Source organism: Alkalinema pantanalense CENA528 (assembly GCF_050753345.1).
Classification (GTDB): domain Bacteria; phylum Cyanobacteriota; class Cyanobacteriia; order Leptolyngbyales; family Leptolyngbyaceae; genus Alkalinema; species Alkalinema pantanalense.
Window position 1 is genome coordinate 30,795 of sequence record NZ_JBLZFX010000019.1, and the last position, 19,511, is coordinate 50,305.

Annotated in this window: 17 protein-coding genes; 6 read left to right on the plus strand and 11 right to left on the minus strand. The window is 51.2% G+C overall.

Going from position 1 to position 19,511, the window contains the following annotated elements:
- Positions 1–31: 31 nt before the first annotated feature.
- From ACN4EG_RS08565 to ACN4EG_RS08595, 7 genes are all read right to left on the minus strand, one after another.
- The gene (locus ACN4EG_RS08565) at positions 32–871 is read right to left on the minus strand and encodes a DUF928 domain-containing protein (protein ID WP_431628924.1); all 840 of its coding nucleotides are present in this window, start codon (positions 869–871) and stop codon (positions 32–34) included.
- Entirely contained in the window at positions 868–3,234 is a 2,367-nt protein-coding gene (locus tag ACN4EG_RS08570) for a CHASE2 domain-containing protein (RefSeq protein WP_431628925.1), read from the minus strand. The genes ACN4EG_RS08565 and ACN4EG_RS08570 overlap by 4 nt, the downstream gene beginning before the upstream one ends.
- Before the next feature lie 29 nt (positions 3,235–3,263).
- Positions 3,264–4,448, minus strand: coding sequence for a DUF1822 family protein (locus ACN4EG_RS08575; RefSeq protein ID WP_431628926.1), 1,185 nt, complete (start codon positions 4,446–4,448; stop codon positions 3,264–3,266).
- A gap of 52 nt (positions 4,449–4,500) precedes the next feature.
- Entirely contained in the window at positions 4,501–5,757 is a 1,257-nt protein-coding gene (locus tag ACN4EG_RS08580) for a sigma-70 family RNA polymerase sigma factor (protein WP_431628927.1), read from the minus strand.
- A 24-nt stretch (positions 5,758–5,781) separates the two neighbouring features.
- Positions 5,782–7,344, minus strand: a complete 1,563-nt coding sequence (locus ACN4EG_RS08585) for a CHAT domain-containing protein (protein WP_431628928.1) — start codon at positions 7,342–7,344, stop codon at positions 5,782–5,784.
- Between the two features lie 450 nt (positions 7,345–7,794).
- Complete coding sequence (locus tag ACN4EG_RS08590) at positions 7,795–8,286, minus strand: hypothetical protein (protein WP_431628929.1); 492 nt, start codon at positions 8,284–8,286, stop codon at positions 7,795–7,797.
- Positions 8,287–8,659: 373 nt separating this feature from the next.
- Positions 8,660–9,298: a hypothetical protein gene (locus tag ACN4EG_RS08595; RefSeq protein ID WP_431628930.1), complete on the minus strand. Its 639-nt coding sequence runs from the start codon at positions 9,296–9,298 to the stop codon at positions 8,660–8,662.
- Between the two features lie 46 nt (positions 9,299–9,344).
- On the opposite strand from ACN4EG_RS08595, the gene ACN4EG_RS08600 reads away from it, so the two are divergent.
- The 3 genes from ACN4EG_RS08600 (at position 9,345) to ACN4EG_RS08610 (ending at position 11,071) form a co-directional block, all read left to right on the plus strand.
- On the plus strand, positions 9,345–9,581 hold the full coding sequence (locus ACN4EG_RS08600; protein ID WP_431628931.1) for a hypothetical protein: 237 nt from the start codon (positions 9,345–9,347) through the stop codon (positions 9,579–9,581).
- A gap of 30 nt (positions 9,582–9,611) precedes the next feature.
- Positions 9,612–10,430 carry an ABC transporter ATP-binding protein gene (locus tag ACN4EG_RS08605; protein WP_431628932.1) on the plus strand — a complete coding sequence of 273 codons (819 nt, stop codon included), beginning with the start codon at positions 9,612–9,614 and terminating at the stop codon, positions 10,428–10,430.
- 101 nt (positions 10,431–10,531) lie between these two features.
- Positions 10,532–11,071 carry a universal stress protein gene (locus ACN4EG_RS08610; RefSeq protein WP_431628933.1) on the plus strand — a complete coding sequence of 180 codons (540 nt, stop codon included), beginning with the start codon at positions 10,532–10,534 and terminating at the stop codon, positions 11,069–11,071.
- Here the strand turns inward: ACN4EG_RS08610 and pdxH are convergent.
- Positions 11,053–11,703 carry a pyridoxamine 5'-phosphate oxidase gene (pdxH, locus tag ACN4EG_RS08615; RefSeq protein WP_431628934.1) on the minus strand — a complete coding sequence of 217 codons (651 nt, stop codon included), beginning with the start codon at positions 11,701–11,703 and terminating at the stop codon, positions 11,053–11,055. The genes ACN4EG_RS08610 and pdxH overlap by 19 nt on opposite strands.
- A 114-nt stretch (positions 11,704–11,817) precedes the next feature.
- Between pdxH and ACN4EG_RS08620 the strand changes: the two genes are divergently transcribed.
- The 3 genes from ACN4EG_RS08620 (at position 11,818) to ACN4EG_RS08630 (ending at position 15,321) form a co-directional block, all read left to right on the plus strand.
- Entirely contained in the window at positions 11,818–12,285 is a 468-nt protein-coding gene (locus ACN4EG_RS08620) for a hypothetical protein (RefSeq protein WP_431628935.1), read from the plus strand.
- Positions 12,286–12,324: 39 nt separating this feature from the next.
- Entirely contained in the window at positions 12,325–14,688 is a 2,364-nt protein-coding gene (locus ACN4EG_RS08625; protein WP_431628936.1) for an ABC transporter permease, read from the plus strand.
- A 186-nt stretch (positions 14,689–14,874) separates the two neighbouring features.
- Positions 14,875–15,321 carry a QcrA and Rieske domain-containing protein gene (locus tag ACN4EG_RS08630; protein ID WP_431628937.1) on the plus strand — a complete coding sequence of 149 codons (447 nt, stop codon included), beginning with the start codon at positions 14,875–14,877 and terminating at the stop codon, positions 15,319–15,321.
- A 578-nt stretch (positions 15,322–15,899) separates the two neighbouring features.
- Here ACN4EG_RS08630 and ACN4EG_RS08635 read toward each other — a convergent pair.
- From ACN4EG_RS08635 to ACN4EG_RS08645, 3 genes are all read right to left on the minus strand, one after another.
- Positions 15,900–16,127 carry a hypothetical protein gene (locus ACN4EG_RS08635; RefSeq protein WP_431628938.1) on the minus strand — a complete coding sequence of 76 codons (228 nt, stop codon included), beginning with the start codon at positions 16,125–16,127 and terminating at the stop codon, positions 15,900–15,902.
- Positions 16,128–16,589: 462 nt separating this feature from the next.
- Positions 16,590–16,790, minus strand: coding sequence for a hypothetical protein (locus tag ACN4EG_RS08640; RefSeq protein ID WP_431628939.1), 201 nt, complete (start codon positions 16,788–16,790; stop codon positions 16,590–16,592).
- Between the two features lie 23 nt (positions 16,791–16,813).
- Positions 16,814–19,511: leucine-rich repeat domain-containing protein (locus ACN4EG_RS08645; RefSeq protein ID WP_431628940.1), on the minus strand; the 2,698-nt coding region annotated here is incomplete at its 5' end.

Sequence of the window (19,511 nt, forward strand, 5' to 3'; positions counted from 1 at the left end):
GTCCCACCCAGGATGGGAATCAACGGGCATTTCAAGGCACAGGGGCTAACTCCGGCTGTACCGGGACGGTGTTGAGCGGGGAAAATCCAGCTTGGTCTAGTAACTGATTCCATGCCTTTTGGGCATCCTGGTTCATCCCGTTCTGGTTGGTAGTAGGCGATCGTAAGACCTGACCCAAGGTCGTTAATGCATCAAACCAAATCCCCTGTTTGGCGTAGATCATGGCTTTTTGAGTCGGATCTTTCTGCTGGCGTAACTGTTGTAAAACGGGTAATTTGAGCGCAACCCGAGTCACTGAACCCCGTAAAATGATTGGGGTATTAATCGTAGTGAGATCATCCATATCGGGCCGTTGGCATTGCACCGAGAAAAACCACTGGTAGGACTGACCAACCTTGAGGGCCACTTGGTCGGGAAAGGCAATACTGGTAATTCCTGGCTCGATCGCCCGAGTTTTGAACTGCTGCTTGACTAAGGTTCCTGTTGCAGGCTGCTTCAGAACAATTTCCACCGTTTCCTGATCCGCAAATCCTTCGGGGGCATAAATCCAGAGCGTGGGTCGATCGCTAACCGTTTGGCCCCACAGTGCTTTGGACGGCAAGGTGGGCACGATCACTTGGAGATTGGTATAGCGATCGCAGGTGGTTCGCGATCCGCCGCCTTGGCCCCGACCTCCCGGTTCGCCACTATTGGGGGGAGTGGGCGGATCCCATTGAATGCTTTGGGAAAGGCTAGTACCATTACCTGTGCTGCCATTTGACTCAACCGAGTTTCCTTGGGCATGCACAGGATTAGAAATACTAAACGCGATTGCTAAGCCGCTGACTAACGAAATCAATAAATAGCGGTAGTTAAACATATATAACATCATGATGGTAACACTCCAGGTAGCATTTCAATATCGGATGATTTAAATTGAACAATACGGCTCAGACTGGAACTCATTAATAGTCCCATTAGAGGGGGAATCAACGGCACCCAAGCCCCTTGCAGCAATAGAATATAACTCGTGATCAATAATAGACTTGAGCCGACAACCACTGCACCGCACCAGTAACGCAACGATCGTAGCCCCACCCCCAGCAAGGCCCCACCCAACGACCAGCCTACCATCCAAACGACCTCCGCCCAAAAGGGCCAAGGTTGAATGATAGGTCGTCGATCGAGGGCGACACTGAGCAGTTGGCTGACCATTTGGGCCTGCACCATCACACCGGGTAGGCGCGTGGCAAAGGCTTGGCCGTAGGGTGTGGGCCAGATATCGCCCGTATTCGGTGTGACAACCCCGACGATGACAATGCGATCGCGCAACAGATCTGGGTTCACTTCGCCCTTAAGAAATTGGGTCAGGGAAATTTGTCGCGCAATATTTCTAGGGGAAGCAGGCGATCCTACATTCCGATAATTCAGCAACAATTGGATTCCCGCCGCATCTACCGGCTGATAGCCCGACGATCGATTGCCGAGTTTACTCACTACCGCTTGACCTAATTTCAACTGCTGTTGCGGCGTAAAGTCGATCGCCACCCCTTGGCTAGCTAAATAGCGAAACGCCAATTGTGCACTAAAGGAATAACTGGCCGTACAACGGGAAGTGGATTGCGGAGACATCGAAATTAACTGGCGACGAACAATACCATCGGTATCCTGAACAAAATCACTAAAACCCACCTGTTTTTCAGGCGTTTCCGGCGGTGGGAGAATGCCACTGGCATCATCTTGGGCATCGGGTCGCTTACAGATAGCTACTAAACGATCGCTCTTTAATAACTGTGCTAACTGCGGATCAGTGGCGGAAAAATCGCGATAGATGTCTAACCCAATCACGCGCGGTTGAGCTTGATTTAATTGGGTTAATAATTGCCGAGTGGTGCGATCGGACAGGGAGCCTCGACGGGGTTCATTGCCCTGGGCTTGAATATCCTGATCGCCGATCGTCACTACGACAATGCGATCGTCCGGGGGTTCCGCAGGCCGGAGCCGCATCAACCCATCCCAAGCCGCCAATTCCACCGTTTGCAGCCACCCCAGCGCCCGCACCGCCACCACCAAGCCCCCAATCAACAACGCACTGGTTAGCCCGATCGCGGACGATCGTTTCGGCAATTGCGGCGCTGGAGCAGTGGGGACTACGCACCAATCCTGCCAGCACGGGGAGGGTTCCGCCGGATTTTGGCACAGCACAGGCAACCACGAGGCACAGGGATATTGCGCCTCGATCGCCTGTAGCTTTTCCCGCGCTTCCCGTACGGCTAAATAGAGCGACTGTCCCGATGAAAACGCCGTTAGGAAGTATTTGAGAAATTCCTGGGCCACCCGATCGGGCACAGGTTCCCGCATGACAATCATTTGGGGAATGTGCAGCGTAGCCAAATCCTGGGCCAATCCCAAACCATCACAGGAATTGAAAATCGCGAGTTTTAGCCCCTGTTCGATCGACCGTCGTAGACTATATTTCAAATCTTCGATCGTAATTTCTTCCTGGGGATTGAGTTGCAGAATGCCTTGGCTTTGGCTGCTGCTATGGCCTGCAAAAAATAAAATATCCCAGGGCTGTTCCCAGAGTTGTTGGTTTAACTGTTGCGAACTTGGCTCCACTAGAAAATTAACATCCGCCTGGGGCAATTGATTCAGCAAGGCGCGATCGTGGTCAATTTCAATCCCCTGACTGTTGCCTAAAATGGCAAGAATGCGGACTTTTCGCGATTGTTCCACATCTCGTTTTGTCAACGATCGACGGTAATCGGGCGGATTCAACGCCAATTCCGATCGAGGATAATCCTCGAAAAATTGCCAATGCTCCCAGGGAAACCGCAGCATTTCCAATTGTTCTGCCAGAATGACTAACCGTACTTCCTCAACGGGATTCAATTGGGTACGCAACTGGCGTTCGATCGTTTGAAAGGCTGGATCACTCAGCGCTTGATTGAGCAAGCTGTGTAACCTTTGGCAAAGGGTTTTAAATTCTGACTTGGAAACATGGGTCACATCGGTGCTATCAATTTCAAAGACCGATCGCAACGCCCCCAGTTGGGTGCCACCTAGGTGACGATACAACGCTTGGTAGAGGGTGCGCCATTGCTGAAAACATTGGTGCAGTTCCGGCAGAGCTGGTAGACTGCCCGTCACCTGAATGGGATTGGCTTGGGGATCTGTCCAAATTTGCGCCGCGATCGACGGAAATCCCTGCTGCCAGTTGCCCTTGCCTAAATTTAAAACCACTAACTGATTCATACTGTCTCCTTCGCGCTTTGAGTCAGCCGTTAAGCCAGGAAGGATTCCACAACGGTGGTTTGCGCCAATGTGACCTGCACCGCAAAGGCCGTTTCGATCGGGCAGCGGAACCGTTGCAGTTGAATCACGTTATCCGCCGATCGGGCTTGCACCGTTTGCACAACTTCGCCTTCCGGTGTCACTAAACTGAGGGCCAGATCTTCCGGTAGGCAGTCTACTCCAGCGATCGGGCGTAGCTGTACCTGCACCATCACCCGTTGATCCGCTTCCGGCGTAATCGCAACTAGCAACAGCACCACCTGTTCCGCCAACCGCAACGCCTTGACCCGCCGTACAATCTCCACGGCTTCTTCCCCATCCCGCAGGGCGATCGCGGGCTGTAGTTGTAATTCCTCTAAGGTTTGCCAACCTGTTTCAAATTGATTTTGTAGCCATTGGCCTAAGCGAGTCACAGACTCTTGGAAGGTCTGCTGGAGATTAGTTAGAAGCGAATTGCCAACGGTATTGTACTGGAGTTGATAGAGGCGTTGTCGCCAAGACGCTTGGGTGATTAACGCCCCCCATAGTTGAAAAGGAATTTCTAAGCGAGGGTTACTCGAATTTCCTAAGCGTTGCAAAATATTTTCCGCCTGTACTGCTTCCACCGTTGCCAAGGGGGCGATCGCCGCCTGCGTCACTTCATTGGGAGCCAACTGCTGCACCACCCACAGTACCGCAATATCCGACACCAAGAAGTCCCGATCGAGGTGGTAGGTACGATCGTCGGCATCATAGCGCCCGTGGGTCTTCAGCATGGCATGGGTCGCGTAGCCCCAAACCCCCAGGCAACCATCATCCAGATTCACCTGTACCGCCAGAAAATAATCCCCCGCCCAATCCGACGCATCCACCCACTCCTGGGGCACAACTAATTCAGCCGTATCCAAACTGCGATCGGGCAGTAGCACCAACCGTTTCGCCCCCAGTTGAATGCCCGCCCCATTCACAAACGCCCAAACGTTGGATAAATCCACCCCGTTGGGAAAGGCTGCTGCTTGCGGGAAGTATTCCGATCGCAACCACGGCAAGATGGTTTGCACACTGAGGTGATTCAAAAACAGTTGCCACTGCACAGCAACGGATACACCCCGCTGGCTTTGCTGTTCTGCCTGCGATCGTACCGTTTGCGGAATGGCCAAAATCAGTTCGGTAGGACTTTCTAGATAGAGACTCATGGGACTTTCCTCGGTGGTAGGCTGGCGACTGGGATGCTGGCAGGTAACGATCCTAGGAACTCGATCGATAGCGCGATTGCAGCCAATCTTCTAGCAAGGTGCTGATGGATTTCACCACGGTGGAACTTAAAGAAATATGCAACGTCTCCTGGCTCCAACGACTGAGCGCCAGCAATAAATTTTCGCGGGTTTTGGCTAGCTTCCGCGAGACTGTGTATTGCTGAATGCCCAGGATTTTCGCCATTTGCTGCTGGGTCAAATTGTCCTGGTAATACAGCTTCAGCAACTGCTGCCCCAGTTCATCCAACTGCCCGATCGCCCCTTGCAGAAACTGCTCCATGGCCGCTAACTGGGCTTTGCGATCGTCCGCCTCTTCCTGGGAGATCAGCTCACCCAACGGCGATTCCCGCTGCACATCGGGCAAATCCACCTGCCAATCTTCCTCGCCATCCCCCGCCGCTACATTCAGCGATTGGGTGGCAGGGTAGAGGTAGCGCCGCACCTGGTTAGCCATTTGCTTCAGCCAGGTTTCCAGCATTTCCGCCGTCACGTCTGTTGTGAGTTCTGGGGCGGACGGGTTCACTGGCTGGCTCGCTTGCTGGTTGTACTGGGCGGCGATCGTGGCCCAAGTCTCCGCATCCGGGCCAGCACTGGTACGCCCTTGGGGATTGCGGCTGGGGGGATAGGCCGCCATAAAACAAGTCCAAGCTAACAGGTATTCCTGCTGCTGAGTCGAACTCAAACCCGCTTGCTCCAAGGTTTCCGCCAATAACCTCCGGCTGAGTTTCAGCAACAAACTCCATTCGCTACAGAGATCAATTTCCCGCTGTTGCCGCAGGTTACTGCGCAGGATATTACAAAAGGCCGTATTGGCATAGGTTTTGAGGCTGGGGCGCTGGCTCGAGTCAAAGGCCCGCAGCAACCGGGGCACCTCCGCAATCACCCCTTGAAAGCAGTCGGAAAAGCTGACTTGGCTGGAACTGACCTGGGGCATGGTGCGGTGGACGCTCCAGTAGCAGGTTTCCTGGAGGTAAGCCGAAAGATGCCCCAGGGCGAGCTGTTGCCGCAGGACGGGATTGGTCGCCGTCTGGCTGGTCTGCCAAGCCCGGTGCCAGTAGATCGCCCAGAAGTCCTCCGATCGCGCCTGGGCCGCTTCTTGGGCCGTTTGCTGGGCTGTTTCCTGGGCCGTTTGGGTCTGCATACTGCGCCGTAATCGGGCATCCACCACCCAGCCTGCTGTACGATCGGACTGGAACTGAAGGAAGCTAGAGAAGCTGGCAATAAGATCTTTACGGGACTGTATAGGCATGGCTGAAGGTCCTTTGTCCTGTGTCTACCAGGGATTTCCAATGACTGTAAATGCTGCCCAGTAGTAGGGATGGGAAAAATCCGTTTGTTCCAGGGTGGGCAAGGAGGCTAGGGACAAGGGTTGATCCCCGGTGCGAGACGCGATCGGACTGGAAAAACTGAAGGGTTGCTTTGAGGGTTGCTTTGAGGATTGGTTTAAGGATTGGTGCAAAGTAGAAGGACGTTGGACACCGGATTTTAACAGGGTGATCTGCGCCTGCCGGAGGGCTGATGATTTAATTGGAGCCTGTTTCAACTGTTCATAGAAATGGCGCATAAGCACTAAAGTTGCCGTATCGTCCACAGACCAGAGACTGGCGATCGTGGCCTTGGCTCCGGACTGCACCGCCAATCCCGCAAAACCGAGTTCTGCATTGGGGGATCCGATCGCCGTCTGGCAAGCGCTTAACACCAGCAATTGCACCACCGGAACCCGCAGGTTGAGTTCTCGGATATCTGTCAAGCGCAGGGGTTGATCCCAAAATTGCAGGTAGGAATCCTGGGCCGACTGGGCTGAAATGACCGCATGGGTGGCAATGTGAACAATCCCAAAGGGCTGCTGCGATCGAGCTTTTTGCAGATTTTCTAGGGTGAAGTCTTCGTTGAGGAGTTGTTTTCCTTGGCCGACCGATTGCGTAACGGATTGCAATTCGATCGGAACCGCAGGTAAGGGGGGCGCTTTGGCAAATTTGGCTGCCCCCACCGCCAGCACTTGCAACCCTTGTAAATTATTGGGGCGATGATCCAGTAAATTAAAGGCCGGAATCACCCCGAGGTTATATTTTTCAATTAAATATTGCTTGCCATCATGCAACGCGGCGAGGGGTAATCCCCGTAAGCCGGTGCCCAGGCAAAATAAAATCGTGCCAATTTCTTGCTGCTTGAGTTCTTGCTCAATGGGTTCAATCAGCCATTGGTGGAGTTGTTGTGCAGCGGGTAAGTATTCCTGGGGCTCCGTAAGCGGATTGACGACGCCTAGGCGAAATTGTGCACCGACTTGATTGCGGACTTTGAGGGTGGCGGTAGGGATCGATCGATGAATCGGTTTGCCCTGTGGGTTGACGAGGATAATATCTAAGCGATCGGGCAGGGGGATCGCATACAGGAGCGCTGTTTTCGTTTGGGTGTGCGGCGTTAACTGGTTTAAGCGCCTTTGAATTTGCTCTAAGCTCAGCAACTGGCTACTGAGTTTTCCTTCATAAAAGGCTTCGTACTGCGCTTTCCAACCCACTTCCACCTGATTGATTGCGGCGACTAAGTCCTCCCGATCGAGACTGGCCTTCAGTTGGGGAATATCCAAGGGCGGAATCACGGGTTCAGGGGTCGATCGAGCTAATAAATTAGGGGGGGCTGCTAAATTAGGGGGGGCTGCTAAATTAGGGGGGACGGCGGTGCGGGAATGGGTTTCCGCGAGGGCGGGTAAAAGTCCTATCCCAGGGAGGATTACACCGATCGATGGCGGAATCAACAGTCCCCATAGCCGCGATCGCAATCGGCGCGATCGTGTCATGAAGGGATGTAAAAGCCTATAGCCTTGCCAGCATTTCATAGGAATTATTTAGCTGAGTGCTGATAAATTGGCAATCGTCGAGTCAAAATATCCTAGCTGATTCCGAGTCAGTTCCGCTGTAGAACCTCACGAACTGTTGCAATTGCAGGGAACCACGATAGGTTGCAATCAAACCTTAATTTGGTACGGAATTATCTAGAGAAACATGTTTGCGAATGAATTGAATCAGAAGTTTTCAACTAGAGACGATTCACTTAATGGTTACTTCGCTTGTTAAGGTTGTCATTCCGGATGAAGAATACAAATGGATTTTCAATGATTTAACCAGTCTGTCTCGTTCTGTATGGTGGGTGCAGAGGTATAAGATTGACGTAGCCACAGTTTGAACCGTGAGTCCTACAATAAAAAACGACCGAGAAACCTCGATCGTCAATACATTTTATTTTCTGAAATATGGACTATTCAACTCTCCTTGATTCCCATTCAACCCTAATGCGCCCATTCCACAGAGGTAATTTTTGCACTCGCTCCGGCAATCGATCGAGTTGTGGCAAAGGGTAAGTTCACTCCAGGCTGAAAATTTCCCTGCTGTGTAATAAAACTAGTTGTAATTTCCTTGCCGTTGCGATCGACGATCGTGTAGTTAATCGTAAAGCGCTTGACCATCAGTCCTGTCTGATTAACCACCTCTCCTTGTAACGTGGCTCCGTTATACCTTAATCGACGAACTTGCATTGCAGCAGCTTTCTCCGTTGTCGAGGATGAAGGACTCATGGGATTGCAGAGGCGATCGAGGTTGACCCATTGCCCCGTAGGACTTTGCATAAAGCAAAAGGAATCGAGGGTCGTGCTAAGGGCTGGACGCCCGGAAGCTATCCCGCAGACTGTTACGATCGCGCAACTGACCCAGCCTAACGTTCCACCCAACCGCCCCGGCGATCGGCCCATCGATCGGCCCAAAGTCTGATTCTTCAATAACATGACCGAATCCTCCCGTTCAAGCACGGCTCATCAAGTATCATGAATCAATTACTCAATCATGGATACATCGCTTTCTTAATTACTTTCTACATGGCTTGCCATATCACTTGTCATGTCAACGGTTAGATTGTTGATTGCAGCATCAGTGAGAAAAGGGGCAAGAACACTCACCCCTGATATCGATCGAAGACCTCCTGTCGATCGAAAACTTTTACAATACCTCATCCATTGCAATGACAAATTACTAGAATAAACTCTATGACAAACTTTGGAATAAACGCTGTGACAAACTGACCTGAATAGAAATCACAATGGATTGCAAGCTGCCTCCGATGGGGTTGGGTCAATTTGCAATCATCGCAATGGTGTAAACCTAAGGATCACACTTCTGGCCATTGGGTTTGGTGCAAAGGGGCCCCAACTTTCCTGCCCGTCCTGCAATTTGCCGCGTCACAAAGGCCAATGGCCCAGCCTTGTGTTCTCCATTAAACGGTGTGGGTTTAGTCACATCAAAGCCACAGGCTTGGGCGTCTTTGGGATTGTTGAACCAGAAACCCAGGTGGAAGGTGTTGACTGGGCCACGGGTGCCTGAGGTGTCAATGCCAAAGATTTGATCCAAAAAGATCGTTTTTAGCGAAGTTGCACCCGCTTCCAAATCCGATTGATACCAAGCCAAACCAAAGTTTTTGAAGTTGGGATCCCGCGACCCATCGGCTAACTGCGGCGTACTTTCGATCGAGAACAAATCAAACTTAACCCCTTCCTTAAACCCTTCCAGTTGAATATTCAAATGGTCATTTAATTCACCACGCACTACAGTGACTCTGACTTTAGGTTTCAGTCCGGGTTTCGCTAAACAGGGAACAAACTGGCCAACTGGATACATTTCAAATTGAGTGGACTGAATTTCTGCCTTGGCTTGCAACGGGTAGAGGATCGATAACGTTGCCATCATCAAGCTGCCAGCAACTGCCGTTCCACGCACACAAGATTGAATCAACTGACGAACCATAACAACCTCCAAACTAGGAAACCTTCAACTCGGGGGTGAATTCAAGGTGCTGAGGTATGACACGGTAGAGATCGATCGGTTATGCAGGTCGATCGCCCGATCGAGGATGCAATTTCTGGATCATCGGGGGACTCACCTGCGGCGTTATTCAGCCAAACCTAGGCTCTGTAGGACTTTCAGCCTCCTCACAAACTCCTCAAAGTTTTTCGCTAGGGTAGCAATGTTCCATCAACCAGCGGCGATCGCAGACTGTTCTAATCCGCCAGCGATCGTTCTCCATTAACCTTGCTGCCGTGACTTTCCTGAACCCACTATGATTTGGAACTCCCAGAAAGCCCCAAAAGCCTATCCAGACCGATCGGCCCTCAGTGCGTCTTCCAGTGTTCCCCCCAGTGTTCCCCCCAGTGCGCCTCCCCGGGCAGCCCCTCTTGGGATCAGCTTTCATGTCCAAGCCCTCACCAAAACCTATCGCATGGGTGAGGTAGAAGTGTATGCGTTGCGATCGGTGGATTTAGATCTCTACGATGGTGAATTTGTCGTCATTCTGGGGCCATCGGGGAGCGGCAAATCGACATTGCTGAATATTCTCGGCGGATTGGATATCGCCACCACGGGGCATGTTTTCTTCCACGATCGGGACTTGACCGACGCCAATGATGCAGAACTGACCCGATTTCGGCGGGATTGTGTCGGATTTATTTTTCAGTTTTACAATTTAATTCCCAGTTTAACGGCGCGGGAAAACGTGGCCCTAGTCACGGAGATTGTCCGGCATCCGATGCGCCCGGAAGCCGCCCTAGCCCTTGTGGGACTAAGCGATCGCCTCGATCACTTTCCGGCGCAAATGTCCGGGGGGGAACAGCAACGGGTGGCCATTGCCCGCGCGATCGCTAAACGACCTGAAGTGTTGCTCTGTGATGAACCCACGGGAGCCTTGGACTACCAAACAGGCAAACTGGTTTTAGAGGCTTTGGCAAAAGTGAATCAAGACCTCGGCACGACTACCGTTGTCATTACCCACAATGCTGGAATTGCTGCCATGGCCGATCGGGTAGTCACCATGCGCAGTGGCGAAATTACCCAAATCCAAGTGAATCCTCACAAAGTTACACCCGCCGAGTTGGAATGGTAATCTCAATCGCAGTCAATTTATTTGAGTTTGACTATTACAACTCCATTGTTTTTAGCGTTCAATCTAGAATTTTCAATTTTGTTGTTGCTGTGTGAATCCCTATGTTTAACAAACTTTTAGTTGCCCTGGATCATTCTCCGATGGCCGATCGTGTGATGGCTAAGGCAATGGCGATCGGTCAAGCTAACCAGGCAGAACTCCTGCTGTTGCATGTCTTATCCGGTGAAGAAGAAGACAGCCCCTTACCCATTCCGCCGGGAGCTGAGGAAATCTACTGGGCACCGGGCACCGGGTTTAACCTAGACATTTGGCGGAAGCAGTGGGAAACCTACGAGCAGGAATGCCTTGACCAACTGCACCAGCGATCGGCCCTGGCCCAAACGGCAGGCATTGCCACCCAGGTTAAACAAATTGCAGGCAGTCCAGGCCGCAGTATTTGCCATCAAGCCAAGGTTTGGGGTGCGGATCTGATTGTGATTGGCCATCGGGGCCGCTTGGGTCTACAGGAATTGATCCTCGGCAGCGTGAGTAATTACATTCTGCACCATGCGCCCTGTGCCGTTTTGACGGTGAAGACGGCCCTGGATGAAGACTCGAATGGGAAACAACTCCCAGATAACCATCAAGGCGCGAGACGCTGAATTTCCCAGCCCTTCGGTTCCTGCTGCGTATCCTGTTGAGTGTAAAGAAAGCGATCGTGGAGCCGATTCGGTCGCCCTTGCCAAAACTCAAAACTCTGGGGCAGAATGCGATATCCGCCCCAAAAGGACGGCACCGGAATTTCCTGGTGCATAAACTTACGTTGCATTTCGTCCAGCTTCATTTCCAGCAACTGCCGAGAAGAAATGATGCTACTCTGCTGGGAACACCAAGCCCCTAACTGATTGCCTCGGGGACGAGTCGCAAAATATTTCAAGGATTCTGCGGTGGGCACTTTGACGGCATGGCCCGTAATTTGCACCTGCCGTTCCAGCGCTAACCAAAGAAATAATACGGCAACCTGGGAATTTTCTTGAATTTGCTGAGCTTTGCGACTTTCGTAATTGGTGAAAAACACCAACCCCTGTCGATCGAAATATTTCAACAATACCGTGCGAACGGAGGGCGCAGCACTGGCCGAAGCCGTCGCCAATACCATGGCATTCGGTTCTAACAACTCCGCTTGGCAAGCTTGCTGAAACCACAGTTCAAATTGGTCAAAGGGGTCGGGTTTCAGCATCTCGCGATCTAACCCGGCCTGGGCATATTCCTGCCGTAACTTTCCAAGATCCATAGGGGCAGCACTTCCTCACAACTTCCTCATCTAGTTTTAGCAAACTTGTTCATAGCAAGTTCTTGGACATGTTGCATTGTTTGAACAAGCCTTAAATCCCAAGGGTAAAATATTATGGATAATTTATCAATTAGACAACTTTATCGATTCAGGAGTGGACTGATTTTCTTAGCTATTGCTTTCGCTATTACAGCAATTATTTCAGGCTTCTATATCCTGACAAAAACACCCTTAGTATCAGTGGATGCGCCCAGTTTTTTTAAACTTTCCTTTAATTTTTCGCTGTTTGGCAGTCTATTTAGCTTTGGAGGAGCAATTGTTGTCACCCAGAATATCCAGTTGCGCCAATTCAAGCAACGAATCATCCTCCATGAACAGTGCCCCTTCTTAGTCGTTTATCAGCCATCGCAGATTCCCTCGCTACAAAAGCATCGACCGGGCAATCCATTTGTGTGTGTGAAATGTCCATTGGGACTCGATCTAACTGGAGATCGTGCTAGTGGATTGATTCATGCCTGTAAAGTCTATGAACAATTACACGATGAGTGGGAAATCTCTCAAGCTAACGCATCGTCTAATTAATCTCTGTAAAGTCCTGCAAAGCAGTCAAGCACTTCACCTATGAAGCCTTTGGATCGGAAACTCTGGCGAGATTTATTGCATTTGTGGGGACAGATTGTAGCGATCGCGCTGATTGTGGCCTGTGGCATTGCGATCTTTGTCTTGATGCAAAGTAATTATGAATCGCTCAAAGTTTCCCAGGCCAGTTATTACGAACAATATCGCTTTGCCGAGGTCTTTAGCGGCCTCAAACGCGCCCCCAATGCCCTCACAGCCCAAATCGAAGCCATTCCCGGAGTTGCCCAGGTACAAACGCGGGTAGTGGTGCCTGTCACCCTGAATGTCCCCAACCAAACGGAACCCGTTACCGGACGCTTAGTGTCCATTCCCGATCGCCCAGCACCGATGCTCAATGCTCTCTATCTGGCCCAAGGTCGCTACATCGAAGCCGATCGGCCCGATGAAGTCTTGGTCAGCGAAACCTTTGCCAAGGCCAATCATCTGCAATTGGGAAATGCCCTCGGTGCGGTGATTAATGGGCGGTGGCAGAGTTTGCGGATTGTCGGCATGGTGCTGTCACCGGAATATGTCTATGAAATTCGTCCCGGTGATTTTTTCCCGGATAACCAGCGGTTTGGGGTGCTGTGGATGGGGCGCAAGGCGCTGGGAACGGCATTTAATATGGATGGGGCGTTCAATGACGTAGCACTTTCGCTGATGCCCAACACCAACGTGGCGGAAGTGATTTTTCAGTTAGATCATCTGCTGGAACCCTACGGTGGCCTCGGAGCCTACGATCGCGAGGATCAAATTTCCAACCGTTTTGTTTCCGATGAAATCATTCAACTGCGCGCCCATGCTCAAATTTTGCCCGTCATTTTCCTAGGCGTTGCTGCTTTTTTATTGAACATTGTGCTGTCCCGGTTAATTCAAACCCAACGGGATCAAATCGCAGTCCTGAAAGCTTTTGGCTACAGTAACCGGGCGATCGGGGGACATTTTCTAAAATTTGTTTTTGTCATTGTTTTGCTAGGCAGCCTGTTAGGCATTGGGGTTGGCCTGTGGTTGGGGTCGGGACTAACGCAACTTTATGGCCAGTTCTATCATTTTCCGGTGCTGCATTATGAGATTCAGCCGGGAATGTTACTCACCGCTTTGTTGATTAGTGGGGGGGCAGGGATTGTGGGAGCCGTGGGCGCGGTACGGCGGGCGATCGCGCTGCCCCCAGCGGAGGCCATGCGTCCGGAACCTCCCGCCCAATTTCGGCGCACGCTGATGGAACGGTTGGGGTTACAAGCGTTTTTGTCTCCCGTGGGGCGCATTATTTTACGGAACTTAGAACGTAAACCTTGGCAGGCCATGCTGTCGATCGTGGGAATTTCCCTCGCCGTTGCATTACTGGTTTCCGGTCGCTTTGGCCATGATGTGATGAATTATTTAATCGATGTGCAATTTAACCGCATGCAACGGGATGATGTGACGATCGTGTTTAATGAACCCCGATCGAGCGGTGTGCAGGAGGAAGTGGCGCACCTACCGGGTGTCTTGTATGCCGAGCCCTTCCGTAGTGTCGCAGCTCGCCTCCGGTTTGAACATCGTACCCACAAAATTGGCATCATGGGTTTAAAAACACCAGGAGAATTGAGAAAATTACTCGATCAGCAACTTAATCCCATTCGTCTCCCGATCGAAGGATTGGTCATGACCGATCACCTTGCAAAGATGCTGGGAATCACGACAGGAGAAATGCTGACGGTGGAAGTTTTGGAGGGCGATCGACCGATTCGGCAAGTGCCGTTGGTCGGCGTGGTGGATGAAATGGTGGGCGTGTCAGCCTATATGGATATCCATGCCCTGAATCGCTTAATGCAGGAGGGGGATACCATTTCCGGTGCCTTCCTCGCGGTTGATCACCTGCACCTCGATCGCCTCTATCAAACCCTGAAACGCACTCCTGGTGTAGCGGGAGTGGCGCTGCGTCAAGCGGTGATTGACCAATTCCAAAAAACGATCGCCGAAAGCCAAGCCATTTCCACCACCATTCAAGTGGTTTTTGCCTGCATTATCGCCTTTGGGGTGGTTTACAATGCCGCGCGAATTGCCCTTTCTGAGCGAGGCCGGGAACTGGCAACGCTACGCATTGTCGGCTTTTCTCGACTACAAATTGCCATTATTTTACTGGGGGAACAGGCTGTGTTAACGATCGTCGCAATCCCGATCGGGATGCTGTTGGGCTACGGCATAGTTGCGTTAATGGTTGTGGCCTACAGTTCCGAACTTTACCGTTTGCCCTTAGTCGTCAGCCAGAAAACCTATGCCTTCGCCTTTGTGGTGATTACGATCGCCGCTGTCGTATCGGGTTTGATTGTTCGTCGGCAGCTCGATCGTCTAGATTTAGTAGCAGTTCTCAAAACTAGAGAGTAATCATCAGAGAATGATTAAGAATCATTGAATCCTGGTTTAGCGGACGAACCGCAGTCCCTCTATCAATCAAGACAGTCATCAAGACAGTTAAGCTCAGTGAAGGAACCCCGCCCATTCCAAAACAGACAAGCTACAGTAGAGCCAATCTCATTGCTCTAAAATACTCCATTAGAGAGGGAACACTTAATGAATCGTCGTGAGTTTGTTAGCTGGGTGGGATTAGGTTGGATTGCCAGTTCGCTGCCGGTCGCGATAGCGGCTTGCTCGTCCCAGCCATCTGCATCCACAGCCCCCTCAGCGGGTTCCAGCCAGTTGCCCCCACCTCCCGCCACTACCAACGCGATCGCGATCGGGGAAGCGGCTGACCTAGACAAGGCAGGTTTTATCAAAGGCCAAGCGGGGGATAAGCCCGTCGTTGCCGTCAAAGTCAAAGATCAAATCACTGCGGTGAATCCCACCTGCACCCACAAAGGCTGCGTTGTGGATTGGAAGGCCGATCAACAGAAATTTGTCTGTCCCTGCCACGGCGCTACCTATGCCGCCGATGGCAGCGCACCCACGAAACCTGCGAGCAATCCCCTCGCGACCTATGCGGTCAAGGTTGAAGGGGGCAAGGTGTTGGTAGAAACCTAATCTCCCTCGCTTGATAGCAGTCTTGAATTAAACGTCGATCGCGTGGATTCGATCCCCCTAAATCCCCCTTATTAAGGGGGACTTTGAATAGATCTTTCCGGTTCCCCCTTTATGAAGGGGGGGTAGGGGGGATCTGCCCCTCTTGCGTAGACAAATTAATCGTGAAAGCGTTCCGCTCTGCATTTGTAAATAACGATTGCAGTATTAATCGTAAAGTTCGATCGCGTGGATTCGATCCCCCTAAATCCCCCTTATTAAGGGGGACTTTGAATAGATCTTTCCGGTTCCCCCTTTATGAAGGGGGGGTAGGGGGGATCTGCCCCTCTTGCGTAGACAAATTAATCGTGAAAGCGTTCCGCTCTGCATTTGTAAATAACGATTGCAGTATTAATCGTAAAGTTCGATCGCGTGGATTCGATCCCCCTAAATCCCCCTTAATAAGGGGGACTTTGACTATATTTTCTCTTTTTTCTCCTTTACCTACCTTTCTCGCGTTTTTCCTCTATTTCTCTTGTTCCCCCTTTTTTAAGGGGGGTTAGGGGGGATCTGCAACCTTCGGGACAACCGATCGATCGCACCTACTCCACAACCCGATCGCGCTCCATCATGCTGATGTATTTCCAATCGGAGCCGAGGACGGGAATGGGAGGACTCCAGCGAGTGCGATCGCAAAACCGTACGACTTGCAGTTGGTTAATGGTGGTTTGAATTTCTTCGCGGGTGCCGAGCAGGTAGATTTGGAAGGGTCTGCGGGTATCGTCGATCGAAGTTTCTGGACGATCGGGACCGCCAAAGCCAATGAACATGGGATTTCTCCTGGTTGTGGATGGGGAGGAAATCCCAAAAATTAAAGCCACCCTTTTGCGCAGGACAAGTAGGGTGGCCCGATCGAATGTTACAATCCGTGTCAGACCGCCGAGCTGCCTGGTTCAGCTTGGGGGTTTAGCTACCCTCTGTTGCCGCAAACAACGTTGGGTAGCGCTTCAATTTTTGGGGTACAGCCAACTCAATCGGTGAAGGACACGGTTGCAACTGGCTATGAAAAAACAGCCTAGGGGTAAAGTGGGGCGCTGTCAACTGTATTTTGATTTTTTGCAATTCTGTGATGTTTCGTAATATTTGAGGGTGGATCCCCCTAAATCCCCCTTAAAAAGGGGGACTTTGAGTAATTGAGAGATATTCTTAAGAATTTGGATAATTTTGCTTGATTCCCCCCTTTTTAAGGGGGGTTAGGGGGGATCGGATTCTAAGGGTGTTGATGAAGTCGATTATTTCAGCGATCGACGAGCTATGTCTTCTGGGGAAATGTAGGTGGTTGTAGACGTGCCATCTTCATGATGAACAGTAATAGAGTAACCACGCTCACAAATTTTTTGGGCATATTTGCCGCGTACAAGTTTCCCCATTTTGCTGAGGTCATATTCTGGCTGCATGTCATCATCGGAGTTAGAAAAAGTCGTTTGAGACATCGTGGTTTTAGCGTGGGTTTGAATTAAACTTCGATCGCGCCTTTGATGGCGGCGGTGACGATTTTGACGGCGGGGTGATCGACGGCGGCATCGAGGGCGGCAAATCCAGCTTCTTTGCCAGCGTTAATAATACGATCTTTGAGGGTTGGGTTCTTTTCGATTTCTTCGATCGCTTTCATGGCAATCAGAGTTTGATTATTGGTGGTGTCTGTAGCGGAGATTTGATCGAGTAATGCTTTGATTTCTTGGGCGGCTTGAACAAGGTTCTGAGAATTGACGATTTTATTTCCAGCGATCGCGTCTCCAGCAACATTACCTGTTTTCATTTTGTTGCCTTGGGCGATAGTGTCTTTATCACCCATAACTTTGTCACCCATAACTTTATCGCCTGCGATTCTGTCTCCGTTCCAAATATTGTCATTACTCACGTTATTTACCTCTGCTTTATTGTGAATGGGACGCTCTACGGCACGCCGAGTAATATCTACAAGATCATCATAGACTCTTTCATAAAATCCTTCCTCCCCTCGCTCTCGGATTCTTCGTCGTTGGCGTTGTTCCATGGATTCATAACCGTCGAGCAGTTGCCGAATTTTAATTGTGGTTTTAAGCTTTCCAATTGGATAGTCGGAGATACCCATTTCCTCTAGGCCAAGGAGTTCTTGGTAGTCGAGGGGGTCGGCGTCGGGGTGGCCTGGGACGGGGATGTATTCACCGATTTCCAGGTTGGCGAAGGATTTGTGGATGCGTTGGAAGGTGTCGCGGATGAGGGTGAGGAAGGCACGGCGGGTTTGCTTGCGGCCAGCAATGCTGATGAAAATTTTTCTATCGTCGTCGTCGGATTTGATACGGGCGATGTTGCAGGGTTCGCCGTTTTCGCAATATTGCAGTAGGACTCCAGTGCGCCAGCGGGTGTGGTTGTGGATTTTTTCGTGGGAGAGGACAATGAAGCGGGAAATAATACTGTCGTGCAGGATGGGGTAGTGGTATTGGAAGTCGAGGGTGTCACCTTCGAGGTCGGTGTTTTGGGGTTGTTCCTTGGGCAGGATGGCGGGGATGAGGTGGTGGTGGGGCGTGTCGGCAATGGGGAAGCAGAGTTGGAATTCCTGCATCAGTTCAATCAGGCAGTGGTGGCGGTTGGGGGGGTAGCGGTGGGCGTCGAGGATGCGGGTCAGGTCAGCGGGGGTGAGGATGCCTTTGGTTTTGGTTTTGAGGATGTCGTCGCTGAGGAGGGCGTAGATGCCGCTGGTGACCCAGTGGGGGTTGAGGATGTTGGTGGTTTGCAGAATGGGGTGATCGCGGAAGTTGAGGACAATGCCGAGGTTGTGGAGCAGGCGGATGAGTTGGTCTTGGTCGGGTTCTTCGGTGATGTCATGCTTGGCGCAGAGGGTGATGTAGCGTTCGAGGCTGATGAAGTCTTGGTCGAGGGTTTCGAGGGTTTGTTTAAGGTTGAACCAATTGAGGGGGAGGAGGTCGTAGACTTCGCGCAGTTCAGCAATTTCGTGGTGGATTGCGTTGCGGAGTTCGGGAATCCCTTGGCCCGTGGCGCAGGAGGTTTCGAGAATGGCTCTGATGTTGGGGTATTTTTCGCGCAGGGCTTTGCGGTTGATATCAAGGGGTTGTTCGTCACATTTGTTGCCGACAATGATGACAGGGGCACCATCACCGAAGGTTTCGATCAGTTTAAGCCATTTGTCGAGGCGATTTTCTTCTTCGCTGGTGCGGCAGTTGGCAATGAGGAGATAGAGGCTGCGTTTGGTTAGGAAAAACTGGTGGGTCGCGTGGTAAATTTCTTGGCCACCAAAGTCCCAGACATTGAGACGAATGGGTTTTGTGTTGACCTCGACGTTCCACTTAGTAATCGCTAAGCCATCGGTTTGGGATTCGTTAGCGTTGTAGATATCATGCATTAAGCGATTGAGCAGGGAAGTTTTGCCAACGCTACCTTGACCCACCAGGAGGACTTTGGCTTCGTTGAGGGGAAGGACTTTGCCACTGTTGAGGCGGTGGAGATAGTTGAAAATGGCTTTTACTGATCCAGGATCTTCGCTGGAGTCCGCAGGGCCAAGGACTTCGGGAGAAATGGGAAGGCGATTGCGACGGAGATCGAGGGTTTTGAGTTGGGGTAAATCTTGTAGGCAATCGGGAATTGCTTCAATTTTGTTATTTTCTAAATCTAGCTTTTCGAGATTGGTGAGTTGGCCGATCTCCGCCGGGATTTCGCTGATTTGGTTGTTAGCGAGGTAAAGTTGCGTCAGATTGGTGAGTTGGCCGATCTCCGCCGGGATTTCGCTGATTTGGTTGTCAACGAGGGAAAGATGCGTCAGACTGGTGAGTTGGCCGATCACCGCCGGGATTTCGCTGATTTGGTTGTTAGAGAGGTAAAGGTGAGTCAGACTGGTGAGTTGGCCGATCACCGCTGGGATTTCGCTGATTTGGTTGCTATAGAGGTAAAAGTGCGTCAGACTGGTGAGTTGGCCGATCACCGCCGGAATTTCGCTGATTTGGTTGTTAGAGAAGTCAAAGTGCATCAGATTGCTCAGTTGGCCGATCTCCGCCGGAATTTTACTGATTTGGTTGTTACGGAGGTAAAGTTCCGTCAGATTGCTCAGTTGGCCGAGCACCGCCGGGATTTCGCTGATTTGGTTGTTAGAAAGGGAAAGTCGCGTCAGATTGGTGAGTTGGCCGAGCACCGCCGGGATTTCGCTGATTTGGTTGTTA

Excerpts from the sequence above, each read along its gene's own strand:
- ACN4EG_RS08565 (WP_431628924.1), bottom strand. The coding sequence starts at position 871 with ATGATGTTATATATGTTTAACTACCGCTATTTATTGATTTCGTTAGTC.
- ACN4EG_RS08570 (WP_431628925.1), bottom strand. The coding sequence starts at position 3,234 with ATGAATCAGTTAGTGGTTTTAAATTTAGGCAAGGGCAACTGGCAGCAG.
- ACN4EG_RS08575 (WP_431628926.1), bottom strand. The coding sequence starts at position 4,448 with ATGAGTCTCTATCTAGAAAGTCCTACCGAACTGATTTTGGCCATTCCG.
- ACN4EG_RS08580 (WP_431628927.1), bottom strand. The coding sequence starts at position 5,757 with ATGCCTATACAGTCCCGTAAAGATCTTATTGCCAGCTTCTCTAGCTTC.
- ACN4EG_RS08585 (WP_431628928.1), bottom strand. The coding sequence starts at position 7,344 with ATGAAATGCTGGCAAGGCTATAGGCTTTTACATCCCTTCATGACACGA.
- ACN4EG_RS08590 (WP_431628929.1), bottom strand. The coding sequence starts at position 8,286 with ATGTTATTGAAGAATCAGACTTTGGGCCGATCGATGGGCCGATCGCCG.
- ACN4EG_RS08595 (WP_431628930.1), bottom strand. The coding sequence starts at position 9,298 with ATGGTTCGTCAGTTGATTCAATCTTGTGTGCGTGGAACGGCAGTTGCT.
- ACN4EG_RS08605 (WP_431628932.1), top strand. The coding sequence starts at position 9,612 with ATGATTTGGAACTCCCAGAAAGCCCCAAAAGCCTATCCAGACCGATCG.
- ACN4EG_RS08610 (WP_431628933.1), top strand. The coding sequence starts at position 10,532 with ATGTTTAACAAACTTTTAGTTGCCCTGGATCATTCTCCGATGGCCGAT.
- pdxH (WP_431628934.1), bottom strand. The coding sequence starts at position 11,703 with ATGGATCTTGGAAAGTTACGGCAGGAATATGCCCAGGCCGGGTTAGAT.
- ACN4EG_RS08620 (WP_431628935.1), top strand. The coding sequence starts at position 11,818 with ATGGATAATTTATCAATTAGACAACTTTATCGATTCAGGAGTGGACTG.
- ACN4EG_RS08625 (WP_431628936.1), top strand. The coding sequence starts at position 12,325 with ATGAAGCCTTTGGATCGGAAACTCTGGCGAGATTTATTGCATTTGTGG.
- ACN4EG_RS08630 (WP_431628937.1), top strand. The coding sequence starts at position 14,875 with ATGAATCGTCGTGAGTTTGTTAGCTGGGTGGGATTAGGTTGGATTGCC.
- ACN4EG_RS08635 (WP_431628938.1), bottom strand. The coding sequence starts at position 16,127 with ATGTTCATTGGCTTTGGCGGTCCCGATCGTCCAGAAACTTCGATCGAC.
- ACN4EG_RS08640 (WP_431628939.1), bottom strand. The coding sequence starts at position 16,790 with ATGTCTCAAACGACTTTTTCTAACTCCGATGATGACATGCAGCCAGAA.